Consider the following 18379-nt stretch of genomic DNA (forward strand, 5'->3'; position numbering starts at 1 on the left):
CTTCACCGTATCTCAAATCACGAAACGCGCCACCATGGCGTTCAAATCCACTGCCAGTCGCGACAGTTCGTGGGTCGCGGCACTGGTCTGATTGGCGCCGGCGGCCGATTGCGTGGCGAGGTCGCGGATGTTGACCAGGTTGCGATCGACTTCGCGCGAGACTTGCGCCTGCTCTTCCGACGCACTGGCGATGACCAGGTTGCGTTCGTTGATCTGGTGAATCGATTGCGTGATCTGCTCCAGTGCCACGCCAGCCGCGCGGGCCATTTCCAGAGTGGACTGGGTACGCTGGTTGCTTTGCTGCATCGAGGAGACCGCTTCACCGGTACCGTTCTGGATGCCGGCAACCATTTTCTCGATTTCCTGGGTCGACTGCGCGGTGCGATGGGCCAAGGCGCGCACTTCGTCAGCCACCACGGCAAAGCCACGGCCAGCCTCGCCGGCACGCGCCGCTTCGATGGCAGCGTTGAGGGCGAGCAGGTTGGTCTGCTCGGCGATGGCCCGAATCACGTCCAGCACCTTGCCGATGTCACGACCCTGCGCGGCGAGGCCTTCGATCATCTGCGCGGTGTTCTGCACGTCGTGGGTCATGGTCTGGATCGCGTCGACGGTTTTCACCACTTGATCGCGACCTTCGCGGGCGGCGTGGGTCGACTGATTGGAAGCTTCGGAAGTCGAAACGGCATTGCGCGCCACTTCTTCCACCGCAGCGGTCATCTCGTTGACGGCCGTGGCGGCCTGTTCGATTTCGTTGTTCTGCTGCTGCAACCCGCGCGACGCTTCTTCGGTGACCGCGCTGAGTTCTTCGGCAGCGGCGCCCAGTTGCGTGGCGGAACCGGCGATCTGCTCGATGGTTTTGCGCAGGTTGGTCTGCATCGCGGCCAAGGCTTCGAGCAGGCGCGCCGGTTCGTCCTTGCCGTCGACTTCGATGGCTTTACCGAGGTCACCGCCAGCAATGGTTTGCGCAGCGAGCACGGCGCGGTTGAGCGGCGTGACGATGCTGCGGGTCAGCAACCAGGCGAGCAACACGGTGGCCAGCGCCGCAATCACGGCGACGATGATGATCCCGGTGATGGCGCTGTCATAGTTTTCACCGGCCTTAATGGCCGCCGCTCTGGCCCCGGCGGTATTCATGCCGATCAGCTTGTTGAGCTGCTCGCCCATCTGATCGGTGCCTTCCTTGATGCGCGTGTTGATCAACGCGCGCATCGCTTCCAGATCGCCCTTGCGCGACAGCTCAATCATCTGATTCTGCGCTTGCAGGTAATTATCGAGCGTCGTCGAAAACGTCTGGAAGACCGCGCGCTCTTCAGGGCCTGCCGGCAACGCAGCGTAGCTGGCCTGCGCTTTGCGCACCTTGTCGACGAGCACCGCGATGCGGGTTTCTGCCTCTTGCAGGCTGGCCGGTTCGCGATTGACCAGCACACGGAACGAGAGAATGCGCATGCGCAGGACGTTTTCCGTGACCACGCTGAGGTGGGTCACGCTTGGCAATTGGTTGGTGTCCATGTCGACCGACGCCTGACGAATGACCGTCATGCGGCTGACCGCGAACACGCCGAGGACAATCACCAACAAGGCGATAAAGGCAAAACCGAGGAAAGCACGTGGCGCGATATTCAGGTTACGCAGGGACATGGTCGGACTCTCGAAAGAAAGAAACTACGAGCGTCCATGCCGTGAGCACTGGCCCATAGCGGGCGACAGTCCGGCGGCACTGAATTGTGGTTTTGTGTGCGCCTGACCGTTGTATCGGCCAGGCTTGAGGAAGGTTTCGGGTCTGCGGTAAATATTTTTCAGGACGTGGCAACAATCAAAAACTGCTCCGCTGCCCTTGGTAGGAGCTGTCGAGTGCAACGAGGCTGCGATCTTTTGATCCTGCTTTTAAAAGTCAAAAGATCGCAGCCTCGTTGCACTCGACAGCTCCTACATAGGCAAGCCGATCAGCGTTGGGCGGCGAGTTGCCAGACCCGAGCAATATCGGTGGCGCGTTCACGCAGCAGGCGCGGTGCTTCGGCGCAGGCTTGTTCGAGTGTCATCGGTCCGCTGGTCACGGCGAAAGCGGCGTCGATGCCGTGTTGATAGAGCTCCTGATAGCCCTCGCCCAAGGTCCCGGCAATCACGATCACCGGCACAGCGTGTCGTTTGGCAACTCGCGCAACACCGAACGGCGTTTTGCCGCGAAGGGTTTGCGCATCGAAGCGGCCTTCTCCGGTAATCACCAGATCCGCACCCTTGACCGCGTCAGCGAGCCCGACCAGTTCCGCTACCACCTCGACGCCCGCCTGAAACTGCGCACCGAGAAAAGCCTTGGCGGCAAACCCCAGACCACCCGCCGCGCCGCTGCCCGGTTCATCGCGCACGTCCCTGCCCAATGCTTGCGCGCAAAGCTCGGCGAAGTGCCCCAGCGCCTGATCGAGCTGCTCAACCTGCGCAGGCGATGCGCCTTTCTGCGGGCCGAAAATGGCCGAGGCGCCGTGAGGGCCGCAGAGCGGATTGTTGACATCAGCGGCGATGTCGAAACGCACATCGGCCAGACGTCGATCAAGTCCACTCAGATCCAGTCGCGCCAGTTGCGCCAAGGCGAGGCCGCCGGGCACCAGCGACTGATTCTGCGCATCCAGCAACTTCACCCCCAGCGCCTGCATCGCCCCGGCGCCGGCGTCATTGGTCGCGCTGCCGCCAATCGCCAGAATCACCCGTTGCGCGCCGGCATCCAGCGCTGCACGAATCAATTCACCTGTGCCAAACGTGCTGCTGATGCAGGCATCGCGCTGTCCCGGCGGGACCAGTTGCAGACCGCTGGCCTCGGCCATTTCGATGATCGCGGTGTGGTTGTGCGGCAGCCAGCCCCATGCGGCTTCGACCGGCGCGCCCAGTGGACCGCGCACGCGGGTGCGGCGTAACTCACCTTCGCAGGCTGCGAGAATCGACTCGACCGTACCTTCGCCGCCATCGGCCATCGGGCATTTGATCAGCGTCGCCTGCGGCCAGACCTGGGCCAGTCCGAGGGCAATGGCTTCGGCAACGCCTTGGGCACTCAGGCTGTCCTTGAACGAGTCGGGGGCGATGACGATTTTCATGGGAATTCTCCGGTTGCAGTGGCGTTCATGCTGCCAGCGGTCGTGAGCGTTGACGCCAGTCGGGTGCACAAGTGGCGTCGACGTTTATTGTTCATTTCCACAAAAGATATGTGTTGGTCGTACCGGCCTCATCGCTGGCAAGCCAGCTCCCACAGGGTTCTGCGGTGGCTATGGAAGTTATGAACGCCTTCTGACCTGTGGGAGCTGGCTTGCCAGCGATGGCGGCCTCAAGGACAACTCATGGCAATGGATCAGTCTGCGGCAGCAGCTGCACCCCAAGATACAACGCCAGCATCCCGTCCAGCTTCAACGGATCAACCCCGCTCAACTCGGCAATCCGCTCCATGCGATAACGCAGACTATTGCGATGAATGCCCAACGCCTCAGCGCAGGCCTGACTCTGCCCGTCGTGCTCGCACCAACTGCGCAGGGTCGCCAGCAACTGGCCGTTGCTGTCCTTGGCGATGACCTGGCGCAGCGGCTTGAGCAGTTCGTCCAGCGCATCATCGTTGCGATGACGCCACAGCATGACCGGCAAGCGATAACGATTGAGCGTCAGCAGTCTGGAATTCGGCAGCACGTCACGACCATAAGCGAGCAAATCGCCGACTCGTCGGTAACAGCGACGCAACCCTGCCAGACCATCCGCCTGCCCGCCGACGGCGATGCGCAAAATCTTCCAGCCGAGGCCATCGAGTTTTTCCAGCAGGCGATCATGCTCGACGTTCTGGCTCGCCGGGCGACACCACAACAACGAAGACTTCGCCGAACTCACGCACCAACTGTCCGGATAACGCGAGGTCAGCCACGCACTCAGTGCCTCGACGGTTTGCCCTGGGCCGTGCTCGAGCCCCAGTTCAAACAGATACGGCACCCGGGTCAATTGCGGCTTGAGCCCAAGCTGCTGCGCCTCATCGATCAGACGCGGCGAATCCCCCGCTTCGCTCAGCAGCAACGCCAGCAGATCATCGCAACGCTGCCGTCGCCATTGTTGCTCGGCCTGCTGGTTGCGCTGGCCGACCAGCATTTCAGCGGTCATGCGCACCAGCTCGGCGTAGGTGCGCAATTGCTCCGGCTCGCCGGTGATGCCGAGCACGCCGATCAAGCGCTGATCGAGCAGCAGCGGCAGATTGATCCCCGGTTGCACACCTTTGAGATGCACCGCCGTCTGCGCGTCGATTTCCACCACACGCCCGTTGGCCAGCACCAGTTGCGCGCCTTCATGACGGGTGTTGATGCGCTCCGGTTCGCCGCTGCCGAGGATCAGGCCCTGACTGTCCATGACGTTGACGTTGTACGGCAAAATGGCCATGGCCCGGTCGACGATGTCCTGGGCAAGGTCGTGATCGAGTTCGAACATAGCGGCGGCAATCCTTCAGTTCAGGCACGAACGGTTGTTCAGCCGCACAGGGTCTGGCGGCAAACCCTGTGCTCAGGCACAAAGACAATCCGGCCAAAGGTGGCCGAGACTCTCAGGGCGATCAACGTTACCCTTTGCATCGCAAAAAATCATAATAAAGAGAGAGCCGCTATGTCGCAGAGCGCCGCAGCTACCCAGACCATCGACGACGGTAAAAACGCCGTCTACAAACGCATCACCCTGCGTTTGATTCCCTTCATTTTCATCTGCTATCTGTTCAACTACCTCGACCGGGTCAACGTCGGCTTCGCCAAACTGCAGATGCTCGATGCACTGAAATTCAGCGAAACGGTGTACGGCCTCGGCGCCGGGATTTTCTTCATCGGTTATGTGCTGTGCGGCGTGCCGAGCAACCTGGCACTGACCCGCTTCGGTCCTCGGCGCTGGATTGCCTTGATGATGATCACCTGGGGCACGCTGTCGACCTGCCTGTTGTTCGTCACCACCCCGACCGAGTTCTACACCCTGCGCTTTTTCACCGGTGCCGCTGAAGCCGGTTTCTTCCCGGGCGTCGTGCTGTATCTCTCGCAGTGGTTCCCGACCTTCCGCCGTGGCCGGATCATGGCGTTGTTCATGTCGGCAATTCCGGTCTCCGGTTTGCTCGGCAGCCCGTTTTCCGGCTGGATTCTCAACCACTTCGCCGCTGGCCAGGGTGGCCTGGCCGGCTGGCAGTGGATGTTCCTCCTGCAAGGCATTCCGACGATGATCCTCGGCGCACTGGCGTATTTCCTGTTGAGCGACAGCTTCGCCAATGCCAAATGGCTGACCGCCCATGAACGTTCGGTGCTCGAAGCCGACCACGCCGAAGACCTCGCCAACAAACCGAAAACCGCCACCGACTCGCTGCTCGCGGTGTTCAAGAACCCAGCGATCTGGGCCTTCGGCCTGATCTATTTCTGCATCCAGAGCGGCGTGTACGCGATCAACTTCTGGCTGCCGTCGATCATCAAGAACCTCGGCTTCAGCGACAACCTGGTGATCGGCTGGCTGAGTGCGATTCCGTACCTGCTCGCGGCGGTGTTCATGCTGGTCGTCGGCCGCTCGGCGGACTTGCGCAAGGAGCGCCGCTGGCACTTGGTGGTACCGATGCTGATGGGCGCTGTCGGGCTGGTGATCGCGGTGAATTTCGCGGCCAATCCGGCGATTGCGATTCTCGGCCTGACCATAGCGACCATGGGCGCACTGACCGGTCTGCCGATGTTCTGGCCGGTGCCGACCGCCATGCTGAGCGCGGGCGCAGCGGCTGGTGGGCTGGCGCTGATCAACTCGATGGGGCAGATGGCCGGGTTCCTCAGCCCGTACCTGGTGGGTTGGGTCAAGGACAGCACGGGTTCGACGGATGCAGCGTTGTACGTGCTGGCGGCGGTGATCGTCGGCGGGAGTCTGCTGGCGTTGCGGATGACGCGGACGTTGCGGGCCTAATCAGACGCGCAGATCAAAAGATCGCAGCCTTCGGCAGCTACTGTGGAATGCGTTCCCTGTAGGAACTGCCGAAGGTTGCGATCTTTTGCGTTTAAGCGATGCAATCATGCATAGCGCCAGCCGACGCAACATCTATGCTGAATCTGCTGGCCTCTTCGCGAGCAGGCTCGCTCCCACAGGTTTTGTGCTTGGCTCCAGGATGTGGGAAATAATGAGCATCCGCTCAATATTCAGCACAAAAACCACGTATCCTGCGCGCCCCGTTCAACCATCACGTCGCGAGGACAGTTTGTCTAAAGGTATCGCTCTATCGGTTTCAGCCTCCGTGCTGTTTGCCGTCATGTATTACTACACGTCGCTGCTGACCCCTCTGAGCGGCGTGGAAATCTTCGGCTGGCGCATGCTTCTGACCGTGCCGTGCATGACGGTGTTCATGCTGGTTTCCGGGGAATGGCGGCGGGTGCTGGAGCTGTTCCGATTGATGGCCGCCAGGCCGAAGCTGATCGCCGGGCTGCTGGTTTCTTCCGCCCTGCTCGGGGTTCAGCTGTGGCTGTTCATGTGGGCACCGCTCAATGACTACAGCCTGGATGTATCACTGGGCTATTTCCTGTTGCCACTGGCGATGGTGCTGACCGGGCGGATTGCCTATGGCGAGAGCCTGTCTTACCTGCAGAAAATCGCGGTATTTTTCGCCAGTCTTGGCGTGTTGAACGAGCTGTATCAGGTTGGCGGATTTTCCTGGGCGACGCTGGTGGTCGTGGTCGGTTATCCGCTGTATTTCGTGCTGCGCAAATACCTGAAAACCGACAACCTCGGTGGCCTGTGGGTCGACATGACCCTGATGCTGCCGGTCGCCTACTGGTTTGTGCAGGGCGGCGAACAGGGCCTGGCCGTGTTCGATCAATATCCGGGGCTGATGTGGCTGATTCCACTGCTCGGTCTGATCAGTGCGTCCGCGCTGGTGGTGTATATCATCGCCAGCCGCTTGCTGCCGTTCAGTCTGTTTGGGTTGTTGAGTTATGTCGAACCGGTGCTGTTGCTCGCGGTGGCATTATTGCTGGGAGAGAGCATCAAGTCGGGCGAGTGGCTGACTTACATCCCGATCTGGCTGGCGGTTGTGGTGCTGGTGTTCGAGGGCTTCAAACACTTGACGCGCCAACGCCGCTCTTGAATGCAACACAAGACAAATGTGGGAGCGAGCCTGCTCGCGAAGTCGTCAGACCAGTCAACATGACTGTTGAATGAAAGTCCGCATTCGCGAGCAGGCTCGCTCCCTCAGGTTTTGTATGAAGCAAAAAAATCCCGGCCCTGCATTTCTGCAGGCCGGGATTTTTTCATTTCAGATTACTCGGTGGTCAACACACCACGACGCACCTGGTCACGCTCGATCGATTCGAACAGGGCCTTGAAGTTGCCCTCGCCGAAGCCATCGTCGCCCTTGCGCTGGATGAATTCGAAGAACACCGGCCCCATCAGGGTCTCCGAGAAAATCTGCAGCAGCAGACGCTTGTCGCCCTGCTCCGATGCGCCATCGAGCAGGATGCCGCGCGATTGCAGCTGATCGACCGGCTCGCCGTGATTCGGCAGGCGACCTTCGAGCATTTCGTAGTAGGTATCCGGCGGCGCGGTCATGAAGCGCATGCCGATTTTCTTCAGTTGATCCCAGGTCTTGATCAGGTCGTCGGTGAGGAACGCAACGTGCTGGATGCCCTCGCCGTTGAACTGCATCAGGAACTCTTCGATCTGCCCGGCGCCCTTGGACGACTCTTCGTTGAGCGGAATGCGGATCATGCCATCCGGTGCGGTCATGGCCTTCGAGGTCAGGCCGGTGTACTCGCCTTTGATGTCGAAGTAACGGATTTCACGGAAGTTGAACAGCTTCTCGTAGAAGTTCGCCCAATAGGCCATGCGACCGCGATAAACGTTGTGGGTCAGGTGGTCGATGATCTTCAGGCCAGCGCCAACCGGGTTGCGATCAACACCTTCGATGAACACGAAGTCGATGTCGTAGATCGAGCTGCCTTCGCCGAAACGGTCGATCAGGTACAGCGGCGCGCCGCCAATGCCTTTGATTGCCGGCAGGTTCAGTTCCATCGGACCGGTCTCGATGTGAATCGGCTGAGCGCCGAGTTCGAGTGCGCGGGAATAGGCCTTCTGCGAATCCTTCACGCGAAACGCCATGCCGCAAACGGACGGGCCGTGTTCGGCGGCGAAGTACGAGGCGACGCTGTTGGGTTCGTTATTGAGGATCAGGTTGATTGCGCCCTGGCGATACAGGTGCACGTTCTTGGAACGGTGGGTCGCGACTTTGGTGAAGCCCATGATCTCGAAGATCGGCTCCAGTGTGCCAGGAGTCGGCGCTGCGAACTCGATGAATTCAAAGCCCATCAGGCCCATTGGGTTTTCGTATAAATCTGCCATGGTGACGCCTCATCATTTCTTATCAATTAACCAGGGTTATTTGTCAGGAAAGTGATGTGGAGGGCGGCGCGCAGGAGATGCCACGCACGCTGCGCGCGAGGAAGTCTCCGTAGATCAGTTGAAACCCGAATATCTTCATTGTCGACCCAAGGCTCTTGCGGGCGAGGCTTCTGCTGCCAGAAGACGATTATTATTGTATGCGTAACCCGATTCTACACAGCGTAACCAGGCCTGTCTGCCCTCTGTATAAAATCCGCTTTTTTACCTACGGCGCAAGCGCCATCTGCCATCTATTCTCCCCTCTGGCTCAATTGTTTATCGGGTCGGATTTCTAAACCACAGGATGTGTCCATGCCACTGACCCACCGATCCCGCCGCAAACGCAGCACCCGAATCGCCGTGACTTTGCTCAGCGGTCTGCTGCCAATCGTGCTGGGCAGTGGGATTCTTTATATGCAGGCAAAACGAACGCTGGAGCAAAGTGCCGGGGAAACGGCCGAACAAGCGTTGCAACAGTTCGATCTGATGCTCGACAACACGGCAGAAGCCGCCCGGGTTCTGCTGCCTCTGGCCGGGAAAAATTGCGAAGACGTGAAACTGGCCCTGCGCGACCAAGTGACCCGCCGCCCCTTCGTGCGCTCGACCAATCTGGTCTGGGACAACACGCTCTACTGCAGCTCACTGTTCGGGCAGTTCAAGGAAGCGGTCAATGCCGGGGACTATCATCAAGGCAAACTGTGGTTGATGAACGGCAATCCCGTCACTCCCGACACGGCATTGTTGATCTACCGCCTCAGCGACGGTCGTGGCGGCGCGCTGACCACGCTTGATGGTTATCACCTGAGCAACATCCTGCGCCTGATCGGCCGCCAGACATTACTGATGTTGCAAGTGGGCGATAACTGGCTGTCCGCCGACGGCAGAGTGCATCAAGGGCCCCTGCCCGCTTTCCCGGTCGCGCACAGCATGCTCGAATCCGAACGATACGGTTTCAACGTGTCGGCGGGTTTTCCCGAGGGAGAGACCTGGCGTTACATGGCGGCCAACTACCCGCCGTTGTTCAGCCTGCTGATATTTTTCGGCGTGATCTCGGGCGCCATCGGCCATGTCGTGCAGAAACGCTCGAACTCGCCCAGTCACGAAATGCTTCGCGCACTCGAGGCCTGGGAATTCATTCCTTATTTCCAGCCGGTGGTTCACGGTGACAGCAAGCAGTGGTCCGGCGCTGAAGTGCTGATGCGCTGGAATCACCCGAAAGAGGGCCTCGTACGCCCGGATCTGTTCATTCCATTTGCCGAGCATTCAGGCTTGATCGTGCCGATGACCCGCTCGCTGATGCAACAGACTGCCGCCCTGCTGGGACCGCATTCTGCGGCCTTCGCCAAACCTTTCCATATCGGCATCAACATCACTGCCAGCCATTGCAAGGATCTGGAACTGGTCGAAGACTGTCGCGACCTCCTGGCGGCGTTTGCGCCCGGCAGCGTCGAGCTGGTGCTGGAATTGACGGAGCGCGAGCTGATCGAACCGAACGACATGACCCTGCAACTGTTTGAGCAATTGCACGCACTGGGAGTGAAAATCGCGATCGACGATTTTGGTACTGGCCACTCAAGCCTCGGCTACTTGCGCGCCTTCAAGGTCGACTTTCTCAAGATCGATCAGAGCTTTGTCGCCATGATCGGCATCGATGCGCTATCACGACATATTCTCGACTCCATCATTGAACTGTCGGCAAAGCTGGATCTGGCCATTGTTGCCGAAGGTGTCGAAACACAGGCCCAAGCCGATTACCTGACGGAGCATCAGGTGGATTTCATGCAAGGCTATTTGTTTGCCAAGCCAATGCCGGCAGCAGATTTCATCAGCGCATTAAGTGATCGTTAACTCATTAGCATAGCCCGTCCAACAACCGCACCAAATTGATACAAAAAGTCATTGTTGTTACATGGCGACAACATCAGGATTTACTCTTGTCGCATTAACTACTACAATTTTTTCAACCTGAGCCAGACTGACAGGTGAGCCAATTATCACCGAGTCGCTTCCAGGCTCTTGGCTTATAGCTTTGTTTGCGGTTGGTATCAGCCAAACACACTATTGGAGTAAAGATATTGTCCAGACTCGCTGAATTTCGCGCAGCTGAAAAGGCCCTTCAGGAACAGCTCAAACAGCTGGAGTCACTGAAGAATGACGCCGGGCTCAAGAAAGAAATCGAATTCGAAGAAAAGCTCCAGGGACTGATGAAAACCTATGGCAAAGGCCTGAAAGACATCATCGCCATCCTCGACCCGAACCCGGCGAAGTCCGGTCTGCAGGCCGCCCCAGCGCCGAAGACCCGCCGCGCCCGCGTCGTCAAGGTTTACCAGAACCCGCACACTGGCGAGCTGATCGAAACCAAGGGCGGCAACCATCGCGGCCTGAAAGCCTGGAAAGAACAGTACGGTGCGGCCACCGTGGATTCATGGTTGCGCGGTTAATCTGACGCCAACAAAAAGCCCTGCGCGATGCAGGGCTTTTTTATTGACAATATCTAACAAATGAAATGATTTTCATCGAACAAGTTGGAAAATTGTGTAACGTTACTGAGTCATCACGCTAAACATTTTGCTGCGCGATGTTGCTGCAAACGATGAATCAAACTTTGTGCTTAATCCTTTCCGGCATTCAAAACACCGCGAGTTAGTACGGACGTTTATAATTTCAGGCTGTTACGTGCCGCCTCTATGTCGTCGGCGCTCGCCTTATAAACCTCAGCCTGACCGGCATATGAAAGTACATAAGCCTTGTCTGTTTCCACGGCAGCCACCAGCGTTTGTGATAATACGTGCCGGCCGTTCTCGGTGATCGTGCAGGTCGTCTCCAACCCGGTCAATGATCCGAGCGCAGCCGGATGGATTCGGTTGCAGACGCTCTGATAACCACTGCGGAAGAAATCCTTCTGGATGGATTTGCGCATCTCCAGCAGCACGCCTTGCAAATTGACCTGATGCCCCGCCTCCACTTGCGTCATGGTCAACTCCATCACCATCACCTGATTGCCGTCGGCATCGAGCTTCACCGCCCTTTGCCGCGAGACTGGCGGCGCGGTATCCGGCAACATTTCAACCTTCCAGCCCGCCGGCCAGGTGATGCTCGGTTCGGCCATGGCCGGGAAAACCACGGCCAATGACAAAGCAAAAAAAACAAACACGGATTTGAACAGTCGGATCATTGCCGGACGCACTCGAAGGTAGAGAGCAAAGTCTGAGCCCCGCCCTCGCGCAGGGCAAGCCCGCCTTGCATTTGGCGATGCCGGCCGGCATGCGTATCATTGCGCCCATTCACTCGCCCATTGTTATTGGAGGGCCCATGAGCCTCAACGAACTGAACACTTTCCCCGGTGTGACAGCCACGCCAGACAGCGCAACCCGCAACTTCGTGTTCAACCACACCATGCTGCGCGTGAAGGACATCACCAAGTCGCTGGATTTCTACACCCGCGTCCTGGGTTTCTCGCTGGTCGAGAAGCGTGATTTTCCGGAAGCCGAATTCAGCCTGTACTTCCTTGCGCTGGTCGATAAAGCGCAGATCCCGGCCGATGCTGCTGCGCGTACCGAATGGATGAAATCGATTCCAGGCATTCTCGAATTGACCCACAACCACGGTACCGAAAACGATGCCGACTTCGCCTATCACAATGGCAACACCGATCCGCGTGGCTTTGGTCACATCTGCATTTCGGTGCCGGACATCGTCGCAGCGTGTGCACGCTTTGAAGAGCTGGGTTGCGATTTCCAGAAGCGCCTGACCGACGGCCGGATGAAGAGCCTGGCGTTCATCAAGGACCCGGATGGCTACTGGGTCGAGATCATTCAGCCTGCGCCGCTGTAAAAGCTGAAAGCCCCTCACCCTGGCCCTCTCCCAGAAGGAGAGGGGACTGATTGCGGGATGTTGGAGAATTACGCCGACTTGAACGATTGGCGGTGAATCCATAATCGACCGGCTCTCTCAGGTCGATGGATGACTTCAGACACCTCGGTCGGCGCCCTCTCCCTCGGGAGAGGGCTGGGGTGAGGGGTGGCTTTCCACGCGCAAAAAAAACCCATGATCGCTCATGGGTTTTTTCGTTTTCGACCTGGCAGTTACGCCGGGGCCGAAGTCCGGATCAAGTGATCGAACGCACTCAGCGAAGCCTTGGCGCCCTCGCCCACTGCAATCACGATCTGCTTGTACGGCACAGTCGTCACGTCACCCGCTGCAAAGATTCCCGCAATGGAAGTCTCGCCACGGTTGTCGACAATGATCTCGCCACGCGGCGACAGCTCGATGGTGCCCTTCAGCCAATCGGTGTTCGGCAGCAGACCGATCTGCACGAAGATGCCTTCCAGCTCAACCGTGCGCAGTTCATCTGTAGTGCGGTCCTTGTAGCGCAGGCCGTTGACCTTCTCGCCATTGCCGGTGACTTCAGTGGTTTGCGCACTGGTGATCACGGTAACGTTCGGCAGGCTGTGCAGCTTGCGTTGCAGCACGGCGTCGGCACGCAGTTGCACGTCGAATTCCAGCAGCGTTACGTGCGCCACGATACCGGCCAGATCGATCGCCGCTTCAACGCCGGAGTTACCGCCGCCGATCACTGCTACGCGCTTGCCCTTGAACAGCGGGCCGTCGCAGTGCGGGCAGTACGCCACGCCTTTGTTGCGGTATTCCTGCTCGCCCGGGACGTTCATTTCGCGCCAGCGTGCGCCGGTCGCGAGAATCACGCTCTTGGCTTTCAGGGTTGCACCGCTGGCGAAGTGGACTTCATGCAGCTCGCCATTCTTGCCCGGGATCAGCTTGTCAGCGCGTTGCAGGTTCATGATGTCGACGTCGTACTGCTTGACGTGTTCTTCCAGCGCCGTGGCCAGTTTCGGCCCTTCGGTTTCCTGCACGGAAATGAAGTTCTCGATGGCCATGGTATCCAGCACCTGACCGCCGAAGCGCTCAGCCGCGACACCGGTGCGGATGCCTTTACGTGCGGCGTAGATAGCGGCCGAAGCACCCGCCGGGCCACCGCCGACGACCAGCACGTCAAAGGCTTCTTTGGCGCTGATCTTCTCGGCCTGACGCTCAATCGCGCCGGTGTCGAGTTTGGCAAGGATTTCCTCCAGGCCCATGCGGCCCTGGCCGAAGTTTTCGCCGTTGAGGTAGATGCTCGGCACAGCCATGATCTTGCGATCGTTGACTTCGTCCTGGAACAGCGCGCCGTCAATGGCGACGTGGCGGATGTTCGGGTTGAGCACGGCCATCAGGTTCAGCGCCTGAACGACGTCCGGGCAATTCTGGCAAGACAGGGAGAAGTAAGTCTCGAAGCTGAACTCGCCTTTAAGCGAGCGGATCTGCTCGATCACTTCAACGCTGGCCTTCGACGGGTGGCCACCGACTTGCAGCAGAGCCAGCACCAGCGAGGTGAATTCGTGGCCCATTGGAATGCCGGCGAAACGCAGGCTGATGTCGGCTCCAGGGCGATTGATCGAGAACGATGGCTTGCGGGCATCGTCACCGCTGTCGATCAGAGTAATCTGGCTCGAAAGACTGGCAACGTCTTTCAGCAGTTCCAGCATTTCACGGGATTTCGCACCGTCGTCGAGGGATGCAACGATCTCGATCGGTTGGGTGACCCGTTCCAGGTACGATTTCAACTGGGCTTTAAGATTGGCGTCCAACATACGGGCGATTTCCTTTATTTGAGGCGAAAAAAAGCCCGAGCGAATCTCGCCCGGGCATTTTTATTGGGCGGTGCAGCTAACTTAAGAAGGTGCGGCGTGCCGCCCTGCGTTGCATGTCACAGACTTAGATCTTGCCGACCAGGTCCAGCGACGGAGCCAGAGTGGCCTCGCCTTCTTTCCACTTGGCCGGGCAAACTTCGCCTGGGTGTGCAGCGACGTACTGAGCAGCCTTGATCTTGCGCAGCAGCTCGGAAGCGTCACGGCCAACGCCGCCATCGTTCAGTTCAACGATTTTGATCTGGCCTTCAGGGTTGATCACGAAGGTGCCACGGTCAGCCAGACCAGCTTCTTCGATCAGCACGTCGAAGTTGCGGGAGATGACGTGGGTAGGGTCGCCGATCATGGTGTATTCGATTTTGCCGATGGCTGGCGAAGTGTTGTGCCAGGCAGCGTGAGCAAAGTGGGTGTCGGTCGAAACGCTGTAGATTTCCACGCCCAGCTTCTTGAACTCAGCGTAGTTGTCAGCCAGGTCTTCCAGCTCGGTTGGGCACACGAAGGTGAAGTCGGCTGGGTAGAAGAACACTACGGACCACTTGCCTTTCAAGTCAGCATCCGAGACTTGAACGAAGTCGCCGTTTTTGAACGCGGTAGCTTTGAACGGTTTTACTTGGCTGTTGATGATAGGCATCGATGACTCTCCGTCAGGGGTTATGAAGTTGATGGGTGAATCCTACCCACTCACTCGACGGAAGGCTCATTGGCAAACCTGATACTGCTGATTTGTTTTCGCTATTAGCTGACTGTATTAATAGAAGAAAACGATCTCTACGGCTGATCCGGCTTATCCATAATCCGAGCCATTCCCTGGAATGGGCTGACCTCAACATAGCGCATGGCGGATTTCATGTCCTTCCAGCCAACGTAGCTCATCAGCGATTTCAGGTCCCAGCCGCTTTGATGCGCCCATGTGGCAAAGCCACGCCGCAGTGAATGGCTGGTGTAGTTGGCGGCGGCAATCCCGGCGCGCTGCAACGCCTGTCTCAACAGCGGAATGATGCTGTTGGCGTGCAGCCCCTCCTCGCTCAGATTGCCCCAGCGATCAATGCTGCGGAACACCGCGCCGCGCACCAGCGCAGCCTCTGTAATCCAATCGATATAGGCCTGCACCGGGCACAGCTTCAGCAGCGCCGGGGCCTGATAAGTCTGCCCGAGGTTTTCCCGGTCGCCCTTGCTGCGCGGCAAATACAAAGTGATTCCTTTGCCAGCACTCGCCTGCACATGCTCGATCTGCAAGCGGCACAACTCGTCGCTGCGAAAGCCGCGCCAGAAGCCCAACAGAATCAGCGCGCGATCCCGATACGCCTTGAGCAAGGTCGGGCGGTCCTGTTCTTCCCGGGCCGTCTGCACCTCCTGCTCAAGCCAATCGATCACGCGCTGCAGATCCTGCAATTGCAGCGGCTCAGCCTGTTTTTCCTGCGCCGGGTGCAAAGCACGAATGCCCTTGAACACCTTGCGCACCACTGGCGCCTTGGTCGGATCGGCAAACCCCTGACTGTTGTGCCACTGCGCCAGCGCCGACAGACGCAGCTTCAGCGTGTTGATCGACAGCACGCCAGCGTGCGCCACCAGATAGCGCGCCACGCTATCGGCAGTGGCCGGCAGAAATCCGCCCCACGTCACCTCGAAGTGCTCGATCGCCATGCGATAGCTGCGGCGGGTGTTGTCCCGGGTGGCGGCTTGCAGATATCGATCAATGTCGCTCATGGGCAATTGTCTCGCTGGTGTACGGGTTCAGGCATGCAGATGCGCATTTTGCCCCCTGACATTGGGTAATACCAGTATATCCCGCCTGTTTTATCTCAAAGATTTACCTATATTTTCAGCATGGTACACTGCGTACTTTAGTGGCATGTACCACAGTACGTAAACGTAGGAGTTCACATGGCCCGTGGCGGCATTACCAAAGCATTGGTGCAAATCGCACGCACAGCGATCCTCGCTCGCGGCGAACACCCAAGCATCGATGCAGTACGCATTGAAATGGGCAACACCGGCTCGAAAACCACGATCCATCGCTATCTGAAAGAACTGGACGACGGTGCCCAGCCGAATGAGGCGTCAGCAGAACCGATCGATGATGAGCTCACCGCCCTCGTCTCTCGACTCGCCCAGCGCCTGAAAGAACAAGCACAGGAACCCATCGAGCAAGCCCGCGAACAGTTCGAGGAACAACGCCAAGCACTGGAAGCCGAGCTGAAGCAGACGCGCCAGGCGCTGGAAAAACTCGAGCACGACCACGACATTCAAGGCGCCGCGCTGCAACGCGAATCCGAGGCGCTGAGCAACACCCGCTCGATGCTGCAAACCGAACAGACGCGCAACGCCGGCCTCAACCAGGCATTGGCTGACTTTGAATTGCGCTTGCAGGACAAGGACGAACAGATTCGCTCACTGGAAGAGAAGCACCTGCACACCCGCGATGCGCTTGAGCATTACCGTAACGCAACCAAGGAACAGCGCGAGCAGGAGCAGGCCCGCCATGAAGGGCAACTTCAGCAGATACAGGCAGAATTGCGTCAAGCCCAGCAGAGCGCGTTGGTGCGTCAGGATGAGATCACACAGTTGCACCGTGACAACGAACGCTTGCTCACCGAAAACCGTGGCACTCAGCGCGAGCTGAACCTGGTGCAGGATCAGCTCAAGCACAGCAATCAGCGTCAGGATCAGTTGCTCGAGCAGGCCACGCGCATGGACAGCGAGCGCACCCTCCTCCAGGAACGTCTGCGCGTGGCGGCACTGGAAAGCCAGGCGCTCAAACAGAGCGTCGACGAGCAGACGCAGCTCAATCAGTCACTGGAGAAGGAATTGCTCAAGGTTCAGGCAAGCCTTGAAGACAGCCAGCGTCTGGCGTCTACCGTTGCGGCAGCGCCAGACTCGGCCAAAGCGACAGACGCTTAAGCGCTGACCGGCGTACGCATGGTGACGAACTCCTCGGCGGCCGTCGGGTGCACCCCGATGGTGTCGTCGAAGTCGCGCTTGGTCGCGCCGGCCTTCAAGGCGATCGCCAGACCTTGCACGATCTCGCCAGCGTCCGGGCCGACCATGTGGCAGCCAAGCACCTTGTCGGTTTTGGCGTCGACCACCAGCTTCATCAGGGTTTTCTCCTGGCAGTCAGTCAAGGTCAGCTTCATCGGCCGGAAGCGGCTCTCGAAGATCACCACCTCGTGGCCGCATTCGCGCGCTTCTTCTTCGCTCAAACCGACCGTGCCGATGTTCGGCAGGCTGAACACGGCGGTCGGAATCATCTTGTAGTCCACCGGACGGTATTGCTCCGGCTTGAACAGACGCCGCGCCACGGCCATACCTTCGGCCAGAGCGACCGGGGTCAGTTGCACGCGACCAATGACGTCGCCCAGCGCCAGAATCGACGGCTCGGTGGTTTGATACTCGTCGTCGACTTTGATAAAGCCCTTGTCGTCGAGCTGCACATCGGTGTTTTCCAGGCCCAGATTGTCCAGCATCGGACGCCGGCCGGTGGCGTAGAACACGCAGTCGGCTTCGAGTACGCGACCATCCTTGAGCGTCGCCTTCAAGCTACCGTCGGCCTGCTTGTCGATGCGCGCAATGTCGGCATTGAATTGCAGATCGAGGCCACGCTTGGTCAATTCCTCTTGCAGGTGCTTGCGCACCGACCCGTCGAAACCACGCAGGAACAGATCGCCGCGATACAGCAGCGTGGTGTTGGCGCCGAGGCCATGGAAAATTCCGGCGAACTCGACGGCAATATAACCGCCGCCGACCACCAGCACACGCTTGGGCAGCTCTTTGAGGAAGAACGCTTCATTCGAACCGATCGCATGCTCATGCCCCGGAATTTCAGGGATCTGCGGCCAGCCGCCGGTGGCGATCAGAATGTTTTTCGCGGTGAAGCGCTCGCCATTAACCTCGACCTCGTGCGGCCCAACGATTTTCGCGTGCGCCTCATGCAGGGTCACGCCACTGTTGACCAGCAAATTGCGATAAATGCCGTTGAGGCGATTGATCTCGCGATCCTTGTTGGCGATCAGCGTGGCCCAGTCGAAGTTGGCTTCGCCCAGGTTCCAGCCGAAACCGGACGCCTGCTCGAAGTCCTCGGCAAAGTGCGCGCCGTAGACCAGCAGCTTTTTCGGCACGCAGCCGACGTTGACGCAGGTGCCGCCCAGGTAACGGCTTTCGGCCACCGCCACTTTCGCCCCGAAGCCTGCGGCAAACCGCGCAGCCCGCACACCGCCGGAACCGGCACCAATCACATAAAGGTCAAAATCGTAGGCCATTTCTATCTCCTCGGCAGGCCATCAGCATACCCG

The 18379-nt window shown here is 58.9% G+C and carries 15 protein-coding genes; 6 read left to right on the forward strand and 9 right to left on the reverse strand.

Translation table 11 applies throughout. The annotated features are described in order from the left end of the window. Positions 1 to 12 precede the first annotated feature (12 nt). From ACZ9BE_RS12285 to ACZ9BE_RS12295, 3 genes are all read right to left on the reverse strand, one after another. Positions 13 to 1638 carry a methyl-accepting chemotaxis protein gene (locus ACZ9BE_RS12285; protein WP_476249490.1) on the reverse strand — a complete coding sequence of 542 codons (1626 nt, stop codon included), beginning with the start codon at positions 1636 to 1638 and terminating at the stop codon, positions 13 to 15. A gap of 305 nt (positions 1639 to 1943) precedes the next feature. Beyond that, positions 1944 to 3083 carry a glycerate kinase gene (locus tag ACZ9BE_RS12290; RefSeq protein WP_236169077.1) on the reverse strand — a complete coding sequence of 380 codons (1140 nt, stop codon included), beginning with the start codon at positions 3081 to 3083 and terminating at the stop codon, positions 1944 to 1946. Positions 3084 to 3321: 238 nt separating this feature from the next. Continuing rightward, the gene (locus ACZ9BE_RS12295) at positions 3322 to 4443 is read right to left on the reverse strand and encodes a sugar diacid recognition domain-containing protein (protein ID WP_150635138.1); all 1122 of its coding nucleotides are present in this window, start codon (positions 4441 to 4443) and stop codon (positions 3322 to 3324) included. 171 nt (positions 4444 to 4614) lie between these two features. Here ACZ9BE_RS12295 and ACZ9BE_RS12300 point away from each other — a divergent pair, with 171 nt between their 5' ends. Further along, complete coding sequence (locus ACZ9BE_RS12300; protein WP_476249491.1) at positions 4615 to 5925, forward strand: MFS transporter; 1311 nt, start codon at positions 4615 to 4617, stop codon at positions 5923 to 5925. A gap of 289 nt (positions 5926 to 6214) precedes the next feature. After that, positions 6215 to 7096, forward strand: coding sequence for an EamA family transporter RarD (gene rarD / locus ACZ9BE_RS12305; RefSeq protein WP_071172591.1), 882 nt, complete (start codon positions 6215 to 6217; stop codon positions 7094 to 7096). Positions 7097 to 7269: 173 nt separating this feature from the next. Here rarD and hppD read toward each other — a convergent pair whose 3' ends face one another. After that, a complete protein-coding gene (hppD, locus tag ACZ9BE_RS12310) occupies positions 7270 to 8346 on the reverse strand; it encodes a 4-hydroxyphenylpyruvate dioxygenase (RefSeq protein WP_016774910.1) in 1077 nt (358 codons plus the stop codon). 351 nt (positions 8347 to 8697) lie between these two features. Here hppD and ACZ9BE_RS12315 point away from each other — a divergent pair, with 351 nt between their 5' ends. Both ACZ9BE_RS12315 and ACZ9BE_RS12320 read left to right on the forward strand, forming a co-directional pair. Then, positions 8698 to 10233: an EAL domain-containing protein gene (locus tag ACZ9BE_RS12315; RefSeq protein WP_476249492.1), complete on the forward strand. Its 1536-nt coding sequence runs from the start codon at positions 8698 to 8700 to the stop codon at positions 10231 to 10233. Between the two features lie 227 nt (positions 10234 to 10460). Further along, positions 10461 to 10826, forward strand: coding sequence for a histone-like nucleoid-structuring protein, MvaT/MvaU family (locus tag ACZ9BE_RS12320; protein WP_041480175.1), 366 nt, complete (start codon positions 10461 to 10463; stop codon positions 10824 to 10826). A gap of 215 nt (positions 10827 to 11041) precedes the next feature. On the opposite strand, the gene ACZ9BE_RS12325 is transcribed toward ACZ9BE_RS12320, so the two are convergent. Then, entirely contained in the window at positions 11042 to 11560 is a 519-nt protein-coding gene (locus ACZ9BE_RS12325) for a DUF4946 domain-containing protein (RefSeq protein WP_236169079.1), read from the reverse strand. Positions 11561 to 11697: 137 nt separating this feature from the next. Here ACZ9BE_RS12325 and gloA point away from each other — a divergent pair, with 137 nt between their 5' ends. Next, entirely contained in the window at positions 11698 to 12219 is a 522-nt protein-coding gene (gene gloA, locus ACZ9BE_RS12330; protein WP_039762746.1) for a lactoylglutathione lyase, read from the forward strand. A gap of 251 nt (positions 12220 to 12470) precedes the next feature. Here the strand turns inward: gloA and ahpF are convergent, their stop codons facing one another. The 3 genes from ahpF to ACZ9BE_RS12345 all read right to left on the reverse strand — a co-directional run bounded on the left by ahpF (position 12471) and on the right by ACZ9BE_RS12345 (position 15797). Next, positions 12471 to 14033 carry an alkyl hydroperoxide reductase subunit F gene (gene ahpF, locus ACZ9BE_RS12335; protein ID WP_252876398.1) on the reverse strand — a complete coding sequence of 521 codons (1563 nt, stop codon included), beginning with the start codon at positions 14031 to 14033 and terminating at the stop codon, positions 12471 to 12473. 124 nt (positions 14034 to 14157) lie between these two features. Then, entirely contained in the window at positions 14158 to 14721 is a 564-nt protein-coding gene (gene ahpC, locus ACZ9BE_RS12340) for an alkyl hydroperoxide reductase subunit C (protein ID WP_016774916.1), read from the reverse strand. Between the two features lie 137 nt (positions 14722 to 14858). Beyond that, positions 14859 to 15797, reverse strand: a complete 939-nt coding sequence (locus tag ACZ9BE_RS12345; RefSeq protein WP_056789641.1) for a site-specific integrase — start codon at positions 15795 to 15797, stop codon at positions 14859 to 14861. A gap of 177 nt (positions 15798 to 15974) precedes the next feature. Here ACZ9BE_RS12345 and ACZ9BE_RS12350 point away from each other — a divergent pair, with 177 nt between their 5' ends. Continuing rightward, positions 15975 to 16991, forward strand: coding sequence for a DNA-binding protein (locus ACZ9BE_RS12350; RefSeq protein WP_406226695.1), 1017 nt, complete (start codon positions 15975 to 15977; stop codon positions 16989 to 16991). On the opposite strand, the gene gorA is transcribed toward ACZ9BE_RS12350, so the two are convergent. Beyond that, complete coding sequence (gene gorA, locus ACZ9BE_RS12355) at positions 16988 to 18346, reverse strand: glutathione-disulfide reductase (RefSeq protein ID WP_076562656.1); 1359 nt, start codon at positions 18344 to 18346, stop codon at positions 16988 to 16990. The two genes, ACZ9BE_RS12350 and gorA, sit on opposite strands and share 4 nt — an antisense overlap. Positions 18347 to 18379 lie beyond the last annotated feature (33 nt).

This window comes from Pseudomonas sp. TE9122 (assembly GCF_056278925.1).

Bases quoted from the DNA above. Each gene is read 5' to 3' on its own strand.
- gloA (WP_039762746.1), top strand. From the start codon at position 11,698: ATGAGCCTCAACGAACTGAACACTTTCCCCGGTGTGACAGCCACGCCA.
- gorA (WP_076562656.1), bottom strand. From the start codon at position 18,346: ATGGCCTACGATTTTGACCTTTATGTGATTGGTGCCGGTTCCGGCGGT.
- ACZ9BE_RS12315 (WP_476249492.1), top strand. From the start codon at position 8,698: ATGCCACTGACCCACCGATCCCGCCGCAAACGCAGCACCCGAATCGCC.
- ACZ9BE_RS12345 (WP_056789641.1), bottom strand. From the start codon at position 15,797: ATGAGCGACATTGATCGATATCTGCAAGCCGCCACCCGGGACAACACC.
- hppD (WP_016774910.1), bottom strand. From the start codon at position 8,346: ATGGCAGATTTATACGAAAACCCAATGGGCCTGATGGGCTTTGAATTC.
- ACZ9BE_RS12295 (WP_150635138.1), bottom strand. From the start codon at position 4,443: ATGTTCGAACTCGATCACGACCTTGCCCAGGACATCGTCGACCGGGCC.
- ACZ9BE_RS12350 (WP_406226695.1), top strand. From the start codon at position 15,975: ATGGCCCGTGGCGGCATTACCAAAGCATTGGTGCAAATCGCACGCACA.
- ACZ9BE_RS12300 (WP_476249491.1), top strand. From the start codon at position 4,615: ATGTCGCAGAGCGCCGCAGCTACCCAGACCATCGACGACGGTAAAAAC.
- ahpF (WP_252876398.1), bottom strand. From the start codon at position 14,033: ATGTTGGACGCCAATCTTAAAGCCCAGTTGAAATCGTACCTGGAACGG.
- ahpC (WP_016774916.1), bottom strand. From the start codon at position 14,721: ATGCCTATCATCAACAGCCAAGTAAAACCGTTCAAAGCTACCGCGTTC.
- ACZ9BE_RS12290 (WP_236169077.1), bottom strand. From the start codon at position 3,083: ATGAAAATCGTCATCGCCCCCGACTCGTTCAAGGACAGCCTGAGTGCC.
- ACZ9BE_RS12325 (WP_236169079.1), bottom strand. From the start codon at position 11,560: ATGATCCGACTGTTCAAATCCGTGTTTGTTTTTTTTGCTTTGTCATTG.
- ACZ9BE_RS12285 (WP_476249490.1), bottom strand. From the start codon at position 1,638: ATGTCCCTGCGTAACCTGAATATCGCGCCACGTGCTTTCCTCGGTTTT.